Source organism: Yersinia fenwicki, from assembly GCF_043099325.1.
Classification (GTDB): Bacteria; Pseudomonadota; Gammaproteobacteria; order Enterobacterales; family Enterobacteriaceae; genus Yersinia.
In genome coordinates, this window is sequence record NZ_CP170755.1 from 308,211 (window position 1) to 327,014 (window position 18,804).

Consider the following 18,804-nt stretch of genomic DNA (forward strand, 5'->3'; position numbering starts at 1 on the left):
AATGGCAAAGGCACCTATTCGTGCACGCAAGCGTGTAAGAAAGACAGTCTCTGACGGTGTGGCTCATATCCATGCTTCTTTCAACAACACCATCGTTACTATTACAGATCGTCAAGGTAACGCATTGGGTTGGGCAACAGCAGGTGGTTCCGGTTTCCGTGGATCTCGTAAGTCTACTCCGTTTGCAGCGCAAGTTGCAGCAGAGCGCTGCGCTGACGCAGTGAAAGAATACGGTATCAAGAATCTGGAAGTTATGGTTAAAGGACCTGGTCCGGGCCGTGAGTCTACTATCCGTGCGTTAAACGCGGCTGGTTTCCGCATCACTAATATTACTGATGTGACTCCGATCCCTCATAACGGTTGTCGTCCGCCGAAAAAGCGCCGCGTATAACGCTGCTTTTAGGTTTGTTGGAGAGAGAAAATGGCAAGATATTTGGGTCCTAAGCTCAAGCTGAGCCGTCGTGAGGGCACAGACCTGTTCCTTAAGTCTGGCGTTCGCGCGATTGACACCAAGTGTAAGATTGAACAACCACCTGGCCAGCACGGTGCGCGTAAACCGCGTCTGTCTGACTACGGTGTGCAGTTACGTGAGAAACAAAAAGTTCGCCGTATCTATGGTGTTCTAGAACGTCAATTCCGTAACTACTATAAAGAAGCAGCACGTCTGAAAGGCAACACAGGTGCTAACCTGTTGCAATTGCTGGAAGGCCGTCTGGATAACGTAGTTTACCGTATGGGCTTTGGCGCAACTCGTGCTGAATCACGTCAGCTGGTTAGTCATAAAGCTATCATGGTAAATGGTCGCGTTGTTAACATCGCTTCTTATCAGGTATCTCCGAATGACGTAGTCAGCATCCGTGAGAAAGCTAAAAAGCAGTCTCGTGTTAAGGCAGCTTTGGAGCTGGCTGAGCAGCGTGAAAAGCCGACTTGGCTGGAAGTTGATGCTGTCAAGATGGAAGGTGTGTTCAAACGTATTCCTGAACGTACTGATCTGTCTGCGGACATTAACGAACACCTGATCGTCGAGCTTTACTCCAAGTAAAGCTTAGTACCAAAGAGAGGACACAATGCAGGGTTCTGTGACAGAGTTTCTAAAACCGCGCCTGGTAGATATCGAGCAAGTCAGTTCGACGCACGCCAAGGTGACCCTTGAGCCGTTAGAGCGTGGCTTTGGCCATACTCTCGGCAACGCACTGCGCCGTATTCTGCTTTCATCTATGCCGGGTTGCGCGGTGACCGAGGTTGAGATTGATGGTGTACTGCATGAGTACAGCACCAAAGAAGGCGTACAGGAAGATATCCTGGAGATCCTGCTCAACCTGAAAGGGCTGGCGGTGAGAGTTCAGGGTAAAGATGAAGTTATTCTTACCCTGAATAAGTCTGGCATTGGCCCTGTGACTGCAGCCGATATCACCCATGATGGTGATGTCGAAATCGTCAAGCCGCAGCACGTTATCTGCCACCTGACCGATGAGAACGCATCTATTAGTATGCGTATCAAAGTTCAACGTGGTCGGGGTTATGTGCCGGCTTCTGCCCGAATTCATTCGGAAGAAGATGAGCGCCCGATTGGTCGTTTGTTAGTAGACGCATGCTATAGCCCTGTAGAGCGTATTGCCTACAATGTTGAAGCAGCGCGTGTAGAACAGCGTACCGACCTGGACAAGTTGGTTATCGAGATGGAAACCAATGGTACGATCGATCCTGAAGAGGCGATCCGCCGTGCGGCAACTATCTTGGCTGAACAGCTTGAAGCTTTCGTTGACCTACGTGATGTACGTCAGCCGGAAGTTAAAGAAGAGAAGCCAGAGTTTGATCCGATCCTGCTGCGCCCTGTTGACGATCTGGAATTGACTGTCCGCTCTGCTAACTGCCTCAAGGCAGAAGCTATCCACTACATCGGTGATCTGGTACAGCGTACCGAGGTTGAGTTGCTGAAAACGCCTAACCTGGGTAAAAAATCTCTTACTGAGATTAAAGACGTGCTCGCATCACGTGGTCTTTCTTTAGGCATGCGCCTAGAAAATTGGCCACCGGCTAGCATTGCTGATAACGAGTAACCGGATCACAGGTTAAGGTTTTACTGAGAAGGATAAGGTCATGCGCCATCGTAAGAGTGGTCGTCAACTGAACCGTAACAGCAGCCATCGCCAGGCTATGTTCCGTAACATGGCCGGCTCTTTGGTTCGTCATGAGATAATCAAGACGACCCTGCCGAAAGCGAAAGAGCTGCGTCGCGTTGTTGAGCCGCTGATTACTCTTGCCAAGACCGACAGCGTAGCTAATCGTCGTCTGGCATTCGCCCGTACTCGTGATAACGAGATCGTGGCAAAACTGTTTAACGAGCTAGGCCCGCGTTTCGCGAGCCGCGCCGGTGGTTACACTCGCATTCTGAAGTGTGGCTTCCGTGCAGGCGACAACGCACCGATGGCTTACATCGAGTTAGTTGATCGTGCTGCATCGCAAGCAGAAGTAGTTGCTGCAGAGTAATCTGTAAACGCGTAAAAAAACCGGGCTTGCCCGGTTTTTTTACGTCCATAATTCAGTAAGATAAGTATTACCTCTCGTATCTTTCTTCTTTCCTCTTATTATTTACCTGCCAATCCATTAATCTTAATCGCCATTCCATTTTTGTGAACACTGATCTCTAGGAGGAATATGGGATTAATTGACGAATGGGCTGAAAGACACATTATCAATGCTCAAGAAAAAGGTGAACTCGATAATTTACCTGGCAATGGTCAACCATTAATACTCGATGATGATACCTTCGTTCCCGTTGAGTTAAGGGCCGGATACAGATTACTGAAGAATGCGGGATACCTTCCTCCCGAATTACAGGGTAGGCAGGAAGCACTCACTATCACTGATTTATTGTCACATCTCAACAAGCAGCATGAAGACTATGAGAGTTTACATAAACGATTGGCTTTATTAGAGTTAAAATTAAAGCAGGCAGGTCTTAGCACAGATTTTTTGCATCAAGAATATCAGCATAAAGTGTCATATAAACTGTCTAAAGAGGAGTAATGCATGTTAAAAATTGGGCAAATCGCTAAACTTGCTGACGTGACGCCGGATACTATTCGCTATTATGAAAAACAAGGCATGATGGATCATGGTGAACGGACTGAAGGTGGTTACAGACTTTATACTGAACAAGATTTGCAGCGCTTGCGTTTTATTCGTTATGCAAAGCAGCTTGGTTTTACATTAGAAACAATTGCTGAACTACTGTCGATCCGCGTCGATCCTGAACATCATACCTGCCAGGAGTCGAAAGCTATTGTGGATTCTCGGTTACTCGATGTAGAAAGTAAAATTACAGAGCTAAAAAGAATGCGTGAGTCACTAAAACGGTTGAGTGATGCATGTTGTGGCAGTGCGCATGCCACGACTTATTGCTCAATTCTGGAGGCGTTGGAACAGGGTGCTGCTGAAGAGTTAGCCAGGAATTAAATTTTTCAAATGGATAGTTTTAATCAATTCACACAAGCAGTATTATTCGTGGGATTTTTAGTCAATACTTTCATTAGTGAGGCACGACTATGACGACATATCGGCATACCAAAGGAAAAATCAAGGATAACGCGTTGGAAGCCCTTCTGCATGATCCTCTTTTCAGGCAACGTATTGAGAAGAATGTTAAAGGCAAAGGGAGCTATCAGCGTAAAGAAAAGCACGCAAAAGGCGGTAACTGGGAGGCCAGTGGTAAGCGATCAATAGATTTATTACCACTGGCCTTCTCGATTTGAAACCAATAAAAAAGCCATCAAATGATGGCTTTTAACGTTAAATAAAGCTGTAGTTATTTTGGCTGTTGCGCTTTCAGTAAATCACGAATCTCTGCGAGTAGTTTTTCTTCTGTTGTAGGTGCTGGAGGCGTTGCAGGTTCTTCCGCTTTTTCACGGCGTAATTTATTCATCAGTTTAACGGCGGAGAAAATAGCCAGCGCAACAATAACGAAATCAAAAACGCTTTGAATAAAACTACCATAATTCATCACTACAGCTGGAATATTCCCTTCGGCCGCACGTAATACGAAATGGAATTGTTTGAAGTCTACTCCACCGAGCAATAAGCCTAATGGTGGCATTATGATATCGGCAACAAGTGAAGAAACAATTCTGCCAAACGCGGCACCGATAATTACCCCGACAGCTAAGTCGACCACATTGCCACGCATGGCAAATTCACGAAACTCCTTCATAAAACTCATAACCAACACCCCCTTTAAAATGAACTACTTAATTTTAGCTAAATAAAACTGGATACAGCGATAATTATAGGAAAATTTTTCGATTCTCTATCGGAATAGTTTTGATTTAATCGTCTTTGATTACAAGAAGAATGGACTTGGTTGGAATAACCGTTCCACATCGGGGACAAATTTCTTGTGGGTAATAAACATCACAACATGATCCCCCTGTTTGATAACCGAGTTCCCATTAGCAATAATAACCTCATCACCACGAACAATTGCTCCAATAGTTGTTCCCGGTGGCAGCTTTATATCTTCGACCATTCGTCCTACTACTTTTGATGTGGTCTCATCGCCATGAGCAATGGCTTCTATCGCTTCTGCAACCCCACGTCTCAATGATGATACGCTAACGATATCGGCTTTACGGACGTGACCTAATAGCGCGGAAATAGTGGCTTGTTGTGGTGATATAACAATATCAATAACACTTCCCTGAACCAGATCGACATACGCACTACGCTGGATTAATACCATTGCTTTTTTAGCACCCATGCGTTTTGCGAGCATGGCGGACATAATATTAGCTTCATCATCATTAGTAATGGCAATAAAGACATCAACCTGTTCAATATGTTCTTCTGCTAACAATTCCTGATCTGATGCATCGCCATAAAATACGATTGTATCGTGCAGCATTTCTGCTAGTTCTGCAGCGCGTTGCTGATCCCGCTCGATTAATTTTACGCTATAGTCTTTTTCTAATCGTAGCGCCAAGCCTGCCCCAACGTTTCCACCACCGACAATCATGATGCGTTTATAGGGTTTTTCCAGCCGTTGCAGTTCACTCATCACTGCTCGGATATGCTGCGAGGCGGCAACAAAGAAGACTTCATCACCAGCTTCAATAATTGTAGAACCCTGCGGACGGATTGGCCGGTCTTGACGAAATATAGCCGCGACTCGGGTATCGATATGCGGCATATGTTCACGTAAAGATGATAATGCATTTCCGACTAATGGTCCGCCGTAATAGGCCTTGACCGCAGCAATACTGACTTTACCTTCAGCAAAATTGACGACCTGCAAAGCGCCGGGGTATTCGATTAGTTTATAGATGTAATCTATAACTAACTGCTCGGGTGATATTAAATGATCAATAGGGACCGCTTCCGGGAGAAACAGCTTATCTGCTTCACGAATATATTCAGCTGAACGGATGCGAGCGATACGGTTTGGTGTGTTAAATAGCGAGTATGCTATTTGGCAGGCAACCATATTGGTTTCATCAGAATTTGTTACTGCAACCAACATATCGGCATCTTCTGCCCCGGCTTCTCGTAAAATTCGCGGGTGCGAACCGTGCCCTTGCACGACTCGCAAATCAAATTTATCTTGTAACTGGCGCAACCGGCCGGAATCGACATCCACCACGGTAATATCGTTGTTCTCACCCACCAGATTTTCTGCCAGGGTACCGCCAACTTGCCCCGCCCCAAGAATAATTATTTTCATAGCGTTCTCTGTTTCACACTGAAATTAGGTTTGAGGTAGCAAAGGCCACGACTATCTTTTGATCAATTTTGCATAATAAAAACCATCGCCATCCTCAGGATGAGGCAAGTTTTGCCTGCCAGGAGTTGAAACTGTGCCAGTTTCGACCAAGTCTGCTTCACTGTGGCGTTGCAGAAAAGTGGCGATCTGCTGCTGATTCTCTTCGGGCAATATAGAACAGGTAGCATAAACCATTACGCCACCTTTTTTCAGTTTAGGCCAGATAGCTTCAATTATCTCAGATTGAAGTTGGGCCAACTCGGCAATATCACTGTCTCGACGCAACCATTTGATATCTGGGTGCCGGCGAATAACACCCGTTGCTGAACAAGGGGCATCTAACAGGATTCGATCGAATTGTTGATCACCGCACCATTCATCTGGCATTCGACCATCGCCGACTCGCACGTCTGCATGTAATTTCAGGCGTTGTAAATTTTCTTTAACCCGGCTGAGGCGTTGTTCATCTATATCGACAGCTAATACATGGGCCTTTGGCGCAGCTTCCAGAATATGGGTTGTTTTGCCCCCCGGAGCGGCACACAAATCGAGGATCTGGTCACCATTTTGTGGATCAAGCAGATCAACACAGCCTTGTGCCGATGCATCTTGCACCGTTATCCAGCCAAGCTCAAAGCCGGGGAGGTCACTGACTGCGCAAGGTGTAATAAGGCGAACTGCGTCAGGATAAAAGTCATGAGGCAGAGCGTCAATATTGGCTTGCTTCAGTAGCTCGAGGTATTCACTGCGTGAATGGTGTAGTCGGCTTACGCGCAGCCACATTGGTGGTTTCTGATTATTTGCATCTAGGATCTGCTGCCATTGATCAGGATAGGCTTGCTTAATTCGTGCCAATAACCAGCTCGGATGAAGGTAGTGGCTATCGTTATTTGCAGCTCGTTCCAGTAATTCCACTTGTTGACGTTGGAATTGGCGCAGTACGCCATTAATTAGCCCTTTTAACTGCGGCCGTTTGAGTACGGTTGCGCCTTCGACTGTCTCTGCCAGTGCCGCATGAGGCGGAATACGTGTGTATATCAGCTGATAAAGCCCAACCATAATCAGATAATGAAAAACACGCTGCTTACCTGTCATTGGGCGTGCCATTAACTGCTGGATACACCACTCTAGCTGTGGGAGGACACGCAAAGTGCCAAAACACAACTCCTGCAGCAATGCGCGATCTTTATCAGAAATACTTTTTTGTAGCCCAGGCAAAACGGTACTGAGCGATTGCCCCTGATCCAATACCTGGCTAATTGCTTTAGCAGCGATGCTGCGGAGATTATATGTGTTTTTCATAACCAAAAAAGCCGACAAACGTCAGCAAATAAAGGGAAAGTGGCCCGATGATGATATACCGGGCAATGAAACTTATATCCGTCATCTTTCAAGTTGCAGATACGTTGGCTGCTCTCGATTACCCGAACCACTTACTGCGATTGACCTTAAAATAAATAAGCTCATCGGGATTCTCTCGTTTGCCGCCTTCCTACACCATGAAATCTATTGGGTCTATGATTAAATAGATCTTTTATGCTAGCTGGCTACCGGGTGTGAACCATTCGCGTCGTGAATTTAGCAAGTCAGCAGCGGACATAGCTTTCTTTCCGGCGGGTTGCAATTGTGTAATGTTCAAAATACCATCAGAGGTAGCGACTTGGATGCCATGTTTATCGGCATAAATGATTGTGCCAGGTGCTACTTTATCAACAGTGGCGAGTACTTGTGCTTGCCAAACTTTGATGGGTTGTTCATCAACAACGAAATAGCTGACTGGCCAAGGATTGAAAGCACGAATACAACGCTCTAACTGGACAGCAGAAAGTGACCAATCTAATTTGGCCTCCTCTTTGCTGAGTTTTTCTGCATAGGTAACTTGCGCTTCATCTTGTACTTCGGGCTGTGCAGTGCCTTCGGCCAACTGTTGTAATGTTACCAATAAGCCCTGAGGGCCAAGCTGCGCCAACTTATCGTAGAGCGTAGCACTGGTGTCTTCTGGCTGAATATCACACTCAATTTTATACAGCATATCACCGGTATCTAGCCCGACATCCATTTGCATTATTGTCACACCGGTTTTTGCATCGCCAGCCCATAATGAACGTTGGATTGGCGCAGCACCGCGCCAGCGCGGCAGCAGAGAACCATGGACATTAATACAACCTAGGCGTGGCATGGCCAAAACAGATGCGGGGAGAATTAAGCCATAGGCGACCACCACCATAATATCTGCATTAAGATCGGCAACCAGGTGCTGATTCTCTTCTGGCCGTAATGATTTTGGCTGAAAAACGGGAATATCGTGTTGTTCGGCTAAGACCTTAACCGGACTAGAAGTGAGTTTATTCCCTCGGCCAGCCGGGCGGTCTGGTTGAGTGAAAACACCCACAATCTGATGTTGAGAAGACAACAGCGCGCCTAAATGGCGCGCTGCAAAGTCAGGAGTTCCGGCAAAAATAATCCGCAAAGAATCAGACACATTGGTTTCCTGAATTAAAAGGGGTTAGTTAGCACGAGCATTCAGCTTGGCCATTTTCTCCAGCTTTTGGCGGATGCGCTGACGTTTCAGTGGTGATAAATAGTCCACAAACAGTTTACCAACCAAGTGGTCCATTTCATGCTGAATACAAATTGCCAATAAATCATCAGCTTCTAGCTCGAACGGTTTTCCGTCACGATCTAACGCTCTGATTTTGACTTTTTCTGCTCTAGGAACCAATGCACGTTGCTCAGGAATGGATAAGCAACCTTCTTCAATGCCGGTTTCACCGCTTTTTTCCAACAGTTCAGGGTTAATCAACACTAAACGCTGGTCACGATTTTCCGAAACATCAATGACGATAATTTGCAGGTGAACATCCACTTGTGTTGCAGCAAGGCCAATACCTTCCTCTGCGTACATCGTTTCGAACATGTCGTCCACGATACGCTGGATTTCACCATTGACTTCTTTAACTGGCGCTGCAATTTTGCGCAGCCGCTCGTCTGGGTAATGTAATACTTGTAATACTGACATAAATATCTAGATCTGCGTCCGAGTAGTGAATGATATTCAATCTCTATTCTAGACATTTCCGGCCTTGATTGACAGCATCGTCTACCAATTGAACAAATCGGTGTCAGCTTAGGAAGCAAGCCAGGGAGGCGATATGTTAGCGGCGGAATTATGGCTCAGGATGAGTCAGGTCAAAGGGCTAGGAGCAATAAAAGGCAGTGCCTTGGTTAGAAGGTTACTTGCCAGTGGTGATGTTCACCTCGGGAGATTAGCTGCCTACGGGTTAGAACCGCTGCAATGTCAGCAATTTACTCAGGTAGACCCTCGTTATATTGATGCCACCCTAACTTGGCTTGCTGACTCTGCTCATCACTTACTGGCTTATGGTGAACCCGGCTATCCGCCGCGTTTGACTCATATTTCCTCCCCTCCATTAGTCATTTATGCAGCTGGCGAACTTGATGTCCTTTATCGACCACAAGTTGCCATGGTGGGGAGTCGTCATTTTAGTCATTATGGCGAACATTGGGGGCGACATTTTGCTTCAGAACTGGCTCTTACTGGGTTAGTTATCACCAGTGGCTTGGCTATGGGGATTGACGGAATATGTCACAAGGCGGCCTTGAATACCAAAGGAAAAACCATTGCGGTATTAGGTAGCGGTCTGGAAAACATATACCCACGTCGTCACAGCCAATTAGCGCTAGAAATTGAGCATCACGGTGGGGTTTTAGTCTCCGAGTTTCTAACAACAGCATTACCTGTTGCCACTCATTTCCCTAGAAGAAATCGTATTATCAGTGGGTTAAGCTCCGCAGTATTGGTGGTCGAAGCTACACTGAAAAGTGGCTCTTTAATTACTGCACGCTATGCTATGGAGCAAGGGAGAGATGTTTTTGCCTTACCGGGGCCACTAGGCAGTGCAACTAGTGAGGGCGTACATTGGTTAATCCAGCAGGGAGCTTACTTGGCGAGATCAGCCTGTGAGGTCGTTGAACAGATAGGGGGAACGCTACAATGGATATCATTACCCGAGAAAGTAATTATTTCTTCATCCGAAGGGCAAGTTGAATTGCCATTTGCCGATGTGTTGGCTAACGTAGGAGATGAGGTGACACCCGTTGATGTCGTCGCCGAACGCGCCGGCCAACCTGTGCCAGATATCGTCAGCAAATTGCTCGAGCTGGAGTTAGCAGGATGGATCGCAGCTGTACCCGGCGGCTATGTCCGATTAAGGAGGGCAGGCCATGTTCGACGTTCTAATTTACTTATTTGAAACTTATATGCATAACGAGTCGGAAATGCTTGTTGATCAAGACAAGATTACTGACGATCTTGCACAAGCAGGTTTCTATCGTGAGGATATCAACAACGCCCTGAACTGGTTAGAGGCTCTCGCTGACCTACAAGATGGGCAGAAAGCACCTTATCTCTATGCTGCGGATCCGCAAGCACTGCGTATTTATACGGCAGAAGAGTCCCAACGCCTGGATGTTACTTGCCGTGGTTTTATCCTGTTTCTTGAGCAAATTCAGGTGTTAAACCTTGATACTCGTGAGATGGTTATCGACCGTATTATGGCATTAGACTCGAATGAGATTGATTTGGAGGATCTCAAGTGGGTTGTGTTAATGGTGCTCTTTAATATTCCGGGTTATGAAAGTGCTTATCAGCAGATGGAAGAGTTACTTTTTGAAGTCAATGAAGGTTATTTGCACTAAGTGGTAATATCACGGACAAATAACTTTATATAGAAGGCGTTATGACAAAAACAGTTACTGCCAAGGATAATGGGTCGTGTCCTGAGTGCGGATCGGCGCTAGTCATTCGCAGCGGCGGTCATGGCCCATTCCTTGGTTGCTCACATTATCCAGGCTGTCAGTATATGCGGCCATTGAAAGCGCAATCTGATGGTCATATCGTGAAAGTTCTGGAAGGGCATCATTGCCCTGCATGCGGTTCGGATATGGTATTGCGGCAAGGGCGTTTTGGTATGTTTATTGGTTGTAGCCAATATCCGCAATGTGATCATACTGAAGTCATTGATAAACCGGATGAAACATCGATCGACTGCCCACAGTGTGGACAAGGAAAATTGCTACAGCGCAAATCTCGGTTTGGAAAAGCCTTCCATGCCTGCAATCGTTACCCCGATTGCCAATTTACAATTAATCAGCCACCCATTGCGGGAGAGTGTGCTTATTGCCACTATCCATTGTTAATGGAAAAGAGAACAGCACAAGGTGTAAAACGTTTTTGCGCCAGTAAGTTATGCGGGAAGGCAGTCGTCAGTGAGTAATAACAACGTGAGTGGAAATGAAAATAGAGCCGCTTTGTCGGATGTATTGCAGGCATTGCAACAAGAAGAGGTTATTGCCTATCCGACAGAAGCTGTTTTTGGTTTAGGCTGTGACCCTGATAGTGAAAAAGCAGTAAATGCCTTATTAGCATTAAAACAGCGACCATGGCAGAAGGGACTGATTCTGATTGCTGCCAATTATGAACAGTTAAAACCGTATGTGGATGACTCGACACTCACTGATTCACAGCGGGAGACTATTTTTTCCGTTTGGCCAGGGCCGGTAACTTGGGTCATCCCCGCTCGTCTTGAGACACCGCGCTGGCTAACGGGCAGTTTTGATTCATTGGCAGTGAGAGTGAGTGATCATCCACTTGTACAGCAACTCTGTTGCCAATATGGCAAACCTTTGGTTTCAACCAGCGCGAATTTAAGTGGGCAAGAACCATGCCGCACAACTGAAGAAGTCAGAAGACAATTTGGCTCTTCTCTGCCAGTGCTGGCAGGTTTGGTTGGTGGGCGTTTGAATCCATCTGAAATTAGAGATGCACTAACCGGCAAACATTTTCGTCAAGGGTAGGAAATAGCATGGATCAGAAGTTCGCAGTGTTTGGTAACCCTATTGGGCACAGTAAGTCGCCAAGGATCCATGCGCTCTTTGCTGAGCAAACCGGTATTGAACATTGCTACGGTATGGTTTTGGCCCCGAATGAAACCTTTGAAGAGACATTAGTGTCTTTTTTTACCGGTGGGGCGATAGGTGCAAACATAACGACACCGTTTAAAGAACGTGCTCACGCAAAGTGTGATGAATTGACCGATCGTGCATCACTAGCGGGAGCCGTGAATACGATTAAGCAATTAAAAGACGGACGTCTGTTAGGTGACAACACTGATGGTATTGGCTTACTCAGTGATCTTGAACGACAGCATTTGATCCAGACGACAGATCGTATCTTATTGGTGGGTGCTGGTGGGGCGGCTCGAGGTGCGATCCTTCCTTTACTTTCATATGGTTGCAAAGTCGTTATCACTAACCGGACTTATGCTCGAGCGCAGCAACTTGCAGAAATATTCCACCATTTAGGGGATATAGATGCTGTCGAGATGCAAGATCTGAGTGGGAAGCCGTTTGATTTAATCATCAATGCAACAGCTTCGGGTATTCATGGCGAAGTGCCAAACTTACCTATGGATATTATTAGCCCACAAACTCGCTGTTACGATATGTTCTATCAAGCGGATAGTACACCATTTCTAGCGTGGAGCACGCGTTTGGGGGTGACAAGCTATGCCGATGGTTTGGGTATGTTGGTGGGGCAGGCTGCACATGCTTTTCAGTTATGGCATGGTGTCATGCCTGAAATTACCCCTGTATTAAATCAGCTGCGCGATGAGTTAGGCTAAATAGAAAGATATGGCACAATGCAGGGAGAGGCATAACTCATTCCCTGCATCAGAAATTAGCTTCTATTTGGTCTCTGCCAAATAGTCATCTTTCCAGCGCACATAGTTACCCGCAGAATAAAGCAGGCCTTCTAATTCAGCAGGTGTTAGAGGGCGAACTTGTCTGGCTGGGCTACCCATATAAAGGTGACCACTAATCAATCGCTTTCCAGGGGAAACCAAACTGCCCGCTCCAATCATGACATCATCTTCTATAACCGCGCCATCTAGTATAATAGAACCCATCCCTACTAATACCCGATTCCCAATAGTACAGCCGTGAAGCATGGCTTTATGTCCGACAGTCACATCTTCGCCAATAATCAGAGGGTTTCCCTCGGGATTATGCTCTGATTGATGAGTAACATGTAGCACGCTACCATCTTGAATATTAGAACGTGCACCAATACTCACCTGATTGACATCACCCCGAATGGCGACTAGCGGCCAGACACTGACATCATCACCCAAAACAACATTACCAATGATCACACTGGATCTATCGATCATGACGTGTGCACCTAGCGTAGGTAAGTAATGAAGATAGGGGCGAATAGCATCGGACATAATAATAGCCTCTTTATAAGAAAGTACTTTACCGGCAATACTAGCCTTTGCTGATGGAATTACAACCAATTGAGCACGGTGATCGCCGTGAAAATACAGCGGATCGACCAAGATCTGCACGTAAGGAGTGAAAAGTATTCAAACAAGAAAAAAACACGAAAAAAGAGTTGTGCAAAAAATTCGACTCCCTATAATGCGCATCCATCGAGACGGCACACAACGAATCAAGTAGTTAAGTGACCGGCAAAGAGAACAGAGAAATTCAACAAAATTAAATGTTGACTCTGAATGAGGAAAGCGTAATATGCGCACCTCGCGTTACCAACCAAGTGTTGCTAACGCACTGCTCTTTAACAATTTATCAGACAATCTGTGTGGGCACTCGCAAGACGATATCGAAGCCTGTTTCGGCAGGCAGAAGAAATATCAAAGTCTTGAAGAGTGACCAAAGCAGTACACATTTGAACTTCGGTTCGAATGCATATTTGCAGAAAGTAATCTTTGAGCATCGCTATGTTAACTCATAGCAAATCAAACAAATCTTAAATTGAAGAGTTTGATCATGGCTCAGATTGAACGCTGGCGGCAGGCCTAACACATGCAAGTCGAGCGGTAACACAAGAGAGCTTGCTCTCTGGGTGACGAGCGGCGGACGGGTGAGTAATGTCTGGGAAACTGCCTGATGGAGGGGGATAACTACTGGAAACGGTAGCTAATACCGCATAACGTCTACGGACCAAAGTGGGGGACCTTCGGGCCTCACGCCATCGGATGTGCCCAGATGGGATTAGCTAGTAGGTGGGGTAATGGCTCACCTAGGCGACGATCCCTAGCTGGTCTGAGAGGATGACCAGCCACACTGGAACTGAGACACGGTCCAGACTCCTACGGGAGGCAGCAGTGGGGAATATTGCACAATGGGCGCAAGCCTGATGCAGCCATGCCGCGTGTGTGAAGAAGGCCTTCGGGTTGTAAAGCACTTTCAGCGAGGAGGAAGGCATAAAGGTTAATAACCTTTGTGATTGACGTTACTCGCAGAAGAAGCACCGGCTAACTCCGTGCCAGCAGCCGCGGTAATACGGAGGGTGCAAGCGTTAATCGGAATTACTGGGCGTAAAGCGCACGCAGGCGGTTTGTTAAGTCAGATGTGAAATCCCCGCGCTTAACGTGGGAACTGCATTTGAAACTGGCAAGCTAGAGTCTTGTAGAGGGGGGTAGAATTCCAGGTGTAGCGGTGAAATGCGTAGAGATCTGGAGGAATACCGGTGGCGAAGGCGGCCCCCTGGACAAAGACTGACGCTCAGGTGCGAAAGCGTGGGGAGCAAACAGGATTAGATACCCTGGTAGTCCACGCTGTAAACGATGTCGACTTGGAGGTTGTGCCCTTGAGGCGTGGCTTCCGGAGCTAACGCGTTAAGTCGACCGCCTGGGGAGTACGGCCGCAAGGTTAAAACTCAAATGAATTGACGGGGGCCCGCACAAGCGGTGGAGCATGTGGTTTAATTCGATGCAACGCGAAGAACCTTACCTACTCTTGACATCCACAGAATTTAGCAGAGATGCTTTAGTGCCTTCGGGAGCTGTGAGACAGGTGCTGCATGGCTGTCGTCAGCTCGTGTTGTGAAATGTTGGGTTAAGTCCCGCAACGAGCGCAACCCTTATCCTTTGTTGCCAGCACGTTATGGTGGGAACTCAAAGGAGACTGCCGGTGATAAACCGGAGGAAGGTGGGGATGACGTCAAGTCATCATGGCCCTTACGAGTAGGGCTACACACGTGCTACAATGGCAGATACAAAGTGAAGCGAACTCGCGAGAGCAAGCGGACCACATAAAGTCTGTCGTAGTCCGGATTGGAGTCTGCAACTCGACTCCATGAAGTCGGAATCGCTAGTAATCGTAGATCAGAATGCTACGGTGAATACGTTCCCGGGCCTTGTACACACCGCCCGTCACACCATGGGAGTGGGTTGCAAAAGAAGTAGGTAGCTTAACCTTCGGGAGGGCGCTTACCACTTTGTGATTCATGACTGGGGTGAAGTCGTAACAAGGTAACCGTAGGGGAACCTGCGGTTGGATCACCTCCTTACCTAACGATACGCATTGCGCAGTGTCCACACAGATTGTCTGATAGAAAGTAACGAGCAAATAAGGCCGGACTGAGAAATTAGTCGGGCTTTAGTACCTTGTTGGGTCTGTAGCTCAGGTGGTTAGAGCGCACCCCTGATAAGGGTGAGGTCGGTGGTTCAAGTCCACTCAGACCCACCAACTCACCATTCCCTGTTGAGTTGCAGCAATAAGGTGATTTGCTTTTTATATGGGGCTATAGCTCAGCTGGGAGAGCGCCTGCCTTGCACGCAGGAGGTCAGCGGTTCGATCCCGCTTAGCTCCACCATATAAAAATTATTTCAAAACGTACTGCGGTCGCAAGACACAGTGTGTTGTGAAATATTGCTCTTTAACAATCTGGAACAAGCTGAAAATTGAAACAATACAGCTGAAACTTATCTCTCCGTAGAGGTACTGAGATAAGGATTAACCTGTATTAGAGTCTCTCAAATAATCACAACGCAAGTTGTCGTCAAGACACCTTCGGGTTGTGAGGTTAAGCGACTAAGCGTACACGGTGGATGCCTAGGCAGTCAGAGGCGATGAAGGGCGTGCTAATCTGCGATAAGCGTCGGTAAGGTGATATGAACCGTTACAACCGACGATACCCGAATGGGGAAACCCAGTGCAATTCGTTGCACTATTGCATGGTGAATACATAGCCATGCAAGGCGAACCGGGGGAACTGAAACATCTAAGTACCCCGAGGAAAAGAAATCAACCGAGATTCCCCCAGTAGCGGCGAGCGAACGGGGAGGAGCCCAGAGTCTGAATCAGTTTGTGTGTTAGTGGAAGCGTCTGGAAAGTCGCAGGGTACAGGGTGATACTCCCGTACACAAAAACACACTTGCTGTGAACTCGATGAGTAGGGCGGGACACGTGACATCCTGTCTGAATATGGGGGGACCATCCTCCAAGGCTAAATACTCCTGACTGACCGATAGTGAACCAGTACCGTGAGGGAAAGGCGAAAAGAACCCCGGCGAGGGGAGTGAAATAGAACCTGAAACCGTGTACGTACAAGCAGTGGGAGCACCTTCGTGGTGTGACTGCGTACCTTTTGTATAATGGGTCAGCGACTTATATTTTGTAGCAAGGTTAACCGAATAGGGGAGCCGTAGGGAAACCGAGTCTTAACTGGGCGTCTAGTTGCAAGGTATAGACCCGAAACCCGGTGATCTAGCCATGGGCAGGTTGAAGGTTGGGTAACACTAACTGGAGGACCGAACCGACTAATGTTGAAAAATTAGCGGATGACTTGTGGCTGGGGGTGAAAGGCCAATCAAACCGGGAGATAGCTGGTTCTCCCCGAAAGCTATTTAGGTAGCGCCTCGTGAACTCATCTTCGGGGGTAGAGCACTGTTTCGGCTAGGGGGCCACCCCGGCTTACCAAACCGATGCAAACTCCGAATACCGAAGAATGTTATCACGGGAGACACACGGCGGGTGCTAACGTCCGTCGTGAAGAGGGAAACAACCCAGACCGCCAGCTAAGGTCCCAAAGTCATGGTTAAGTGGGAAACGATGTGGGAAGGCATAGACAGCCAGGATGTTGGCTTAGAAGCAGCCATCATTTAAAGAAAGCGTAATAGCTCACTGGTCGAGTCGGCCTGCGCGGAAGATGTAACGGGGCTAAACCATGCACCGAAGCTGCGGCAGCGACACTTAGGTGTTGTTGGGTAGGGGAGCGTTCTGTAAGCCGTTGAAGGTGACCTGTGAGGGTTGCTGGAGGTATCAGAAGTGCGAATGCTGACATAAGTAACGATAATGCGGGTGAAAAACCCGCACGCCGGAAGACCAAGGGTTCCTGTCCAACGTTAATCGGGGCAGGGTGAGTCGACCCCTAAGGCGAGGCTGAAAAGCGTAGTCGATGGGAAACAGGTTAATATTCCTGTACTTGGTGTTACTGCGAAGGGGGGACGGAGAAGGCTAGGCTAGCCGGGCGACGGTTGTCCCGGTTTAAGCATGTAGGCGGAGTGACTTGGTAAATCCGGTTACTTATCAACGCTGAGGTGTGATGACGAGCCACTACGGTGGTGAAGTAGTTGATGCCAAGCTTCCAGGAAAAGCCTCTAAGCATCAGGTAACATTAAATCGTACCCCAAACCGACACAGGTGGTCAGGTAGAGAATACTCAGGCGCTTGAGAGAACTCGGGTGAAGGAACTAGGCAAAATGGTGCCGTAACTTCGGGAGAAGGCACGCTGGCATTAGGTAAAGAGACTTGCTCTCGGCGCCGAAGCCAGTCGCAGATACCAGCTGGCTGCAACTGTTTAATAAAAACACAGCACTGTGCAAACACGAAAGTGGACGTATACGGTGTGACGCCTGCCCGGTGCTGGAAGGTTAATTGATGGGGTCAGCCGCAAGGCGAAGCTCTTGATCGAAGCCCCAGTAAACGGCGGCCGTAACTATAACGGTCCTAAGGTAGCGAAATTCCTTGTCGGGTAAGTTCCGACCTGCACGAATGGCGTAATGATGGCCAGGCTGTCTCCACCCGAGACTCAGTGAAATTGAACTCGCTGTGAAGATGCAGTGTACCCGCGGCAAGACGGAAAGACCCCGTGAACCTTTACTATAGCTTGACACTGAACATTGAGCCTTGATGTGTAGGATAGGTGGGAGGCAACGAAGTGTGGACGCCAGTCTGCATGGAGCCAACCTTGAAATACCACCCTTTAATGTTTGATGTTCTAACTCGGCCCCGTAATCCGGGGTGAGGACAGTGTCTGGTGGGTAGTTTGACTGGGGCGGTCTCCTCCCAAAGAGTAACGGAGGAGCACGAAGGTTAGCTAATCACGGTCGGACATCGTGAGGTTAGTGCAAAGGCATAAGCTAGCTTGACTGCGAGAGTGACGGCTCGAGCAGGTACGAAAGTAGGTCTTAGTGATCCGGTGGTTCTGAATGGAAGGGCCATCGCTCAACGGATAAAAGGTACTCCGGGGATAACAGGCTGATACCGCCCAAGAGTTCATATCGACGGCGGTGTTTGGCACCTCGATGTCGGCTCATCACATCCTGGGGCTGAAGTAGGTCCCAAGGGTATGGCTGTTCGCCATTTAAAGTGGTACGCGAGCTGGGTTTAGAACGTCGTGAGACAGTTCGGTCCCTATCTGCCGTGGGCGTTGGAAGATTGAGAGGGGCTGCTCCTAGTACGAGAGGACCGGAGTGGACGAATCACTGGTGTTCGGGTTGTCATGCCAATGGCATTGCCCGGTAGCTAAATTCGGAAGAGATAACCGCTGAAAGCATCTAAGCGGGAAACTTGCCTCGAGATGAGTCTTCCCTGGGGCTTTAAGCCCCCTGAAGGAACGTTAAAGACTATGACGTTGATAGGCTGGGTGTGTAAGTGCAGCGATGCATTGAGCTAACCAGTACTAATGATCCGTGAGGCTTAACCTTACAACACCAAAGGTGTTTTGGATTTGAGAGAGTGAGATTAATTTTCAGCGAAGTTCCGAGATTGGGTTGGCTGGCTGGGTAGAGATACCAAGCGGGTTAATTAAAACAGAATTTGCCTGGCGGCCATAGCGCGGTGGGACCACCTGAACCCATGCCGAACTCAGAAGTGAAACGCCGTAGCGCCGATGGTAGTGTGGGGTCTCCCCATGCGAGAGTAGGACACTGCCAGGC

Annotated in this window: 18 protein-coding genes, 2 tRNA genes and 3 rRNA genes; 17 read left to right on the top strand and 6 right to left on the bottom strand. The window is 47.8% G+C overall.

From position 1 onward, the window contains the following. Position 1: 1 nt before the first annotated feature. The 7 genes from rpsK to ACF3VQ_RS01385 all read left to right on the top strand — a co-directional run bounded on the left by rpsK (position 2) and on the right by ACF3VQ_RS01385 (position 3,755). The gene (rpsK, locus tag ACF3VQ_RS01355) at positions 2-391 is read left to right on the top strand and encodes a 30S ribosomal protein S11 (RefSeq protein WP_004709234.1); all 390 of its coding nucleotides are present in this window, start codon (positions 2-4) and stop codon (positions 389-391) included. 30 nt (positions 392-421) lie between these two features. Then, a complete protein-coding gene (gene rpsD, locus ACF3VQ_RS01360; protein ID WP_002218949.1) occupies positions 422-1,042 on the top strand; it encodes a 30S ribosomal protein S4 in 621 nt (206 codons plus the stop codon). 25 nt (positions 1,043-1,067) lie between these two features. After that, positions 1,068-2,060 (top strand): DNA-directed RNA polymerase subunit alpha, encoded by a 993-nt coding sequence (locus tag ACF3VQ_RS01365; protein ID WP_004709232.1) that lies wholly within the window; start codon positions 1,068-1,070, stop codon positions 2,058-2,060. 40 nt (positions 2,061-2,100) lie between these two features. Continuing rightward, the gene (gene rplQ / locus ACF3VQ_RS01370) at positions 2,101-2,490 is read left to right on the top strand and encodes a 50S ribosomal protein L17 (protein ID WP_004391407.1); all 390 of its coding nucleotides are present in this window, start codon (positions 2,101-2,103) and stop codon (positions 2,488-2,490) included. A gap of 168 nt (positions 2,491-2,658) precedes the next feature. Continuing rightward, entirely contained in the window at positions 2,659-3,030 is a 372-nt protein-coding gene (locus ACF3VQ_RS01375; protein ID WP_392433089.1) for a DUF1992 domain-containing protein, read from the top strand. A 3-nt stretch (positions 3,031-3,033) separates the two neighbouring features. Beyond that, a complete protein-coding gene (gene zntR, locus ACF3VQ_RS01380; RefSeq protein WP_392433090.1) occupies positions 3,034-3,459 on the top strand; it encodes a Zn(2+)-responsive transcriptional regulator in 426 nt (141 codons plus the stop codon). An 89-nt stretch (positions 3,460-3,548) separates the two neighbouring features. Next, entirely contained in the window at positions 3,549-3,755 is a 207-nt protein-coding gene (locus ACF3VQ_RS01385) for an alternative ribosome-rescue factor A (RefSeq protein WP_392433091.1), read from the top strand. A 53-nt stretch (positions 3,756-3,808) separates the two neighbouring features. Here ACF3VQ_RS01385 and mscL read toward each other — a convergent pair whose 3' ends face one another. The 5 genes from mscL to def form a co-directional block, all read right to left on the bottom strand. Beyond that, entirely contained in the window at positions 3,809-4,219 is a 411-nt protein-coding gene (mscL, locus tag ACF3VQ_RS01390) for a large-conductance mechanosensitive channel protein MscL (protein ID WP_392433092.1), read from the bottom strand. Between the two features lie 120 nt (positions 4,220-4,339). After that, positions 4,340-5,716, bottom strand: a complete 1,377-nt coding sequence (gene trkA / locus ACF3VQ_RS01395; RefSeq protein WP_005166392.1) for a Trk system potassium transporter TrkA — start codon at positions 5,714-5,716, stop codon at positions 4,340-4,342. Between the two features lie 51 nt (positions 5,717-5,767). Next, positions 5,768-7,057: a 16S rRNA (cytosine(967)-C(5))-methyltransferase RsmB gene (gene rsmB, locus ACF3VQ_RS01400; protein ID WP_392433093.1), complete on the bottom strand. Its 1,290-nt coding sequence runs from the start codon at positions 7,055-7,057 to the stop codon at positions 5,768-5,770. Between the two features lie 232 nt (positions 7,058-7,289). Beyond that, entirely contained in the window at positions 7,290-8,237 is a 948-nt protein-coding gene (gene fmt / locus ACF3VQ_RS01405; RefSeq protein WP_392433094.1) for a methionyl-tRNA formyltransferase, read from the bottom strand. A 24-nt stretch (positions 8,238-8,261) separates the two neighbouring features. Continuing rightward, complete coding sequence (def, locus tag ACF3VQ_RS01410; RefSeq protein ID WP_004709217.1) at positions 8,262-8,774, bottom strand: peptide deformylase; 513 nt, start codon at positions 8,772-8,774, stop codon at positions 8,262-8,264. 133 nt (positions 8,775-8,907) lie between these two features. On the opposite strand from def, the gene dprA reads away from it, so the two are divergent. Genes dprA through aroE form a run of 5 tightly spaced genes read left to right on the top strand, consistent with a single transcriptional unit; the run spans position 8,908 to position 12,459 of the window. Continuing rightward, entirely contained in the window at positions 8,908-10,029 is a 1,122-nt protein-coding gene (gene dprA, locus ACF3VQ_RS01415; RefSeq protein WP_392433095.1) for a DNA-protecting protein DprA, read from the top strand. Beyond that, the gene (locus ACF3VQ_RS01420) at positions 10,001-10,474 is read left to right on the top strand and encodes a DUF494 family protein (protein ID WP_392433096.1); all 474 of its coding nucleotides are present in this window, start codon (positions 10,001-10,003) and stop codon (positions 10,472-10,474) included. The genes dprA and ACF3VQ_RS01420 overlap by 29 nt, the downstream gene beginning before the upstream one ends. 41 nt (positions 10,475-10,515) lie before the next feature. Beyond that, positions 10,516-11,052, top strand: a complete 537-nt coding sequence (locus ACF3VQ_RS01425) for a topoisomerase DNA-binding C4 zinc finger domain-containing protein (RefSeq protein WP_392433097.1) — start codon at positions 10,516-10,518, stop codon at positions 11,050-11,052. A gap of 7 nt (positions 11,053-11,059) precedes the next feature. Beyond that, positions 11,060-11,632 carry an L-threonylcarbamoyladenylate synthase type 1 TsaC gene (gene tsaC / locus ACF3VQ_RS01430; RefSeq protein WP_392435772.1) on the top strand — a complete coding sequence of 191 codons (573 nt, stop codon included), beginning with the start codon at positions 11,060-11,062 and terminating at the stop codon, positions 11,630-11,632. Between the two features lie 8 nt (positions 11,633-11,640). Next, a complete protein-coding gene (aroE, locus tag ACF3VQ_RS01435; protein WP_392433098.1) occupies positions 11,641-12,459 on the top strand; it encodes a shikimate dehydrogenase in 819 nt (272 codons plus the stop codon). A gap of 63 nt (positions 12,460-12,522) precedes the next feature. Here aroE and ACF3VQ_RS01440 read toward each other — a convergent pair whose 3' ends face one another. After that, positions 12,523-13,065, bottom strand: coding sequence for a gamma carbonic anhydrase family protein (locus ACF3VQ_RS01440; RefSeq protein WP_392433099.1), 543 nt, complete (start codon positions 13,063-13,065; stop codon positions 12,523-12,525). 544 nt (positions 13,066-13,609) lie between these two features. Here ACF3VQ_RS01440 and ACF3VQ_RS01445 point away from each other — a divergent pair. The 5 genes from ACF3VQ_RS01445 (at position 13,610) to rrf (ending at position 18,804) form a co-directional block, all read left to right on the top strand. Continuing rightward, a 16S ribosomal RNA gene (locus ACF3VQ_RS01445) occupies positions 13,610-15,152 on the top strand. Positions 15,153-15,254: 102 nt separating this feature from the next. Then, positions 15,255-15,331, top strand: a tRNA-Ile gene (locus ACF3VQ_RS01450). Between the two features lie 51 nt (positions 15,332-15,382). Further along, a tRNA-Ala gene (locus ACF3VQ_RS01455) sits at positions 15,383-15,458 on the top strand. 208 nt (positions 15,459-15,666) lie between these two features. Beyond that, a 23S ribosomal RNA gene (locus tag ACF3VQ_RS01460) occupies positions 15,667-18,573 on the top strand. A gap of 115 nt (positions 18,574-18,688) precedes the next feature. Then, a 5S ribosomal RNA gene (rrf, locus tag ACF3VQ_RS01465) occupies positions 18,689-18,804 on the top strand. The 16S, 23S and 5S rRNA genes sit together here with 2 tRNA genes alongside, the layout of an rRNA operon.

Coding starts and splice junctions, on each gene's coding strand:
- rpsK (WP_004709234.1), top strand. CDS start 2: ATGGCAAAGGCACCTATTCGTGCACGCAAGCGTGTAAGAAAGACAGTC.
- rpsD (WP_002218949.1), top strand. CDS start 422: ATGGCAAGATATTTGGGTCCTAAGCTCAAGCTGAGCCGTCGTGAGGGC.
- ACF3VQ_RS01365 (WP_004709232.1), top strand. CDS start 1,068: ATGCAGGGTTCTGTGACAGAGTTTCTAAAACCGCGCCTGGTAGATATC.
- rplQ (WP_004391407.1), top strand. CDS start 2,101: ATGCGCCATCGTAAGAGTGGTCGTCAACTGAACCGTAACAGCAGCCAT.
- ACF3VQ_RS01375 (WP_392433089.1), top strand. CDS start 2,659: ATGGGATTAATTGACGAATGGGCTGAAAGACACATTATCAATGCTCAA.
- zntR (WP_392433090.1), top strand. CDS start 3,034: ATGTTAAAAATTGGGCAAATCGCTAAACTTGCTGACGTGACGCCGGAT.
- ACF3VQ_RS01385 (WP_392433091.1), top strand. CDS start 3,549: ATGACGACATATCGGCATACCAAAGGAAAAATCAAGGATAACGCGTTG.
- mscL (WP_392433092.1), bottom strand. CDS start 4,219: ATGAGTTTTATGAAGGAGTTTCGTGAATTTGCCATGCGTGGCAATGTG.
- trkA (WP_005166392.1), bottom strand. CDS start 5,716: ATGAAAATAATTATTCTTGGGGCGGGGCAAGTTGGCGGTACCCTGGCA.
- rsmB (WP_392433093.1), bottom strand. CDS start 7,057: ATGAAAAACACATATAATCTCCGCAGCATCGCTGCTAAAGCAATTAGC.
- def (WP_004709217.1), bottom strand. CDS start 8,774: ATGTCAGTATTACAAGTATTACATTACCCAGACGAGCGGCTGCGCAAA.
- dprA (WP_392433095.1), top strand. CDS start 8,908: ATGTTAGCGGCGGAATTATGGCTCAGGATGAGTCAGGTCAAAGGGCTA.
- ACF3VQ_RS01420 (WP_392433096.1), top strand. CDS start 10,001: ATGTTCGACGTTCTAATTTACTTATTTGAAACTTATATGCATAACGAG.
- ACF3VQ_RS01425 (WP_392433097.1), top strand. CDS start 10,516: ATGACAAAAACAGTTACTGCCAAGGATAATGGGTCGTGTCCTGAGTGC.
- aroE (WP_392433098.1), top strand. CDS start 11,641: ATGGATCAGAAGTTCGCAGTGTTTGGTAACCCTATTGGGCACAGTAAG.
- ACF3VQ_RS01440 (WP_392433099.1), bottom strand. CDS start 13,065: ATGTCCGATGCTATTCGCCCCTATCTTCATTACTTACCTACGCTAGGT.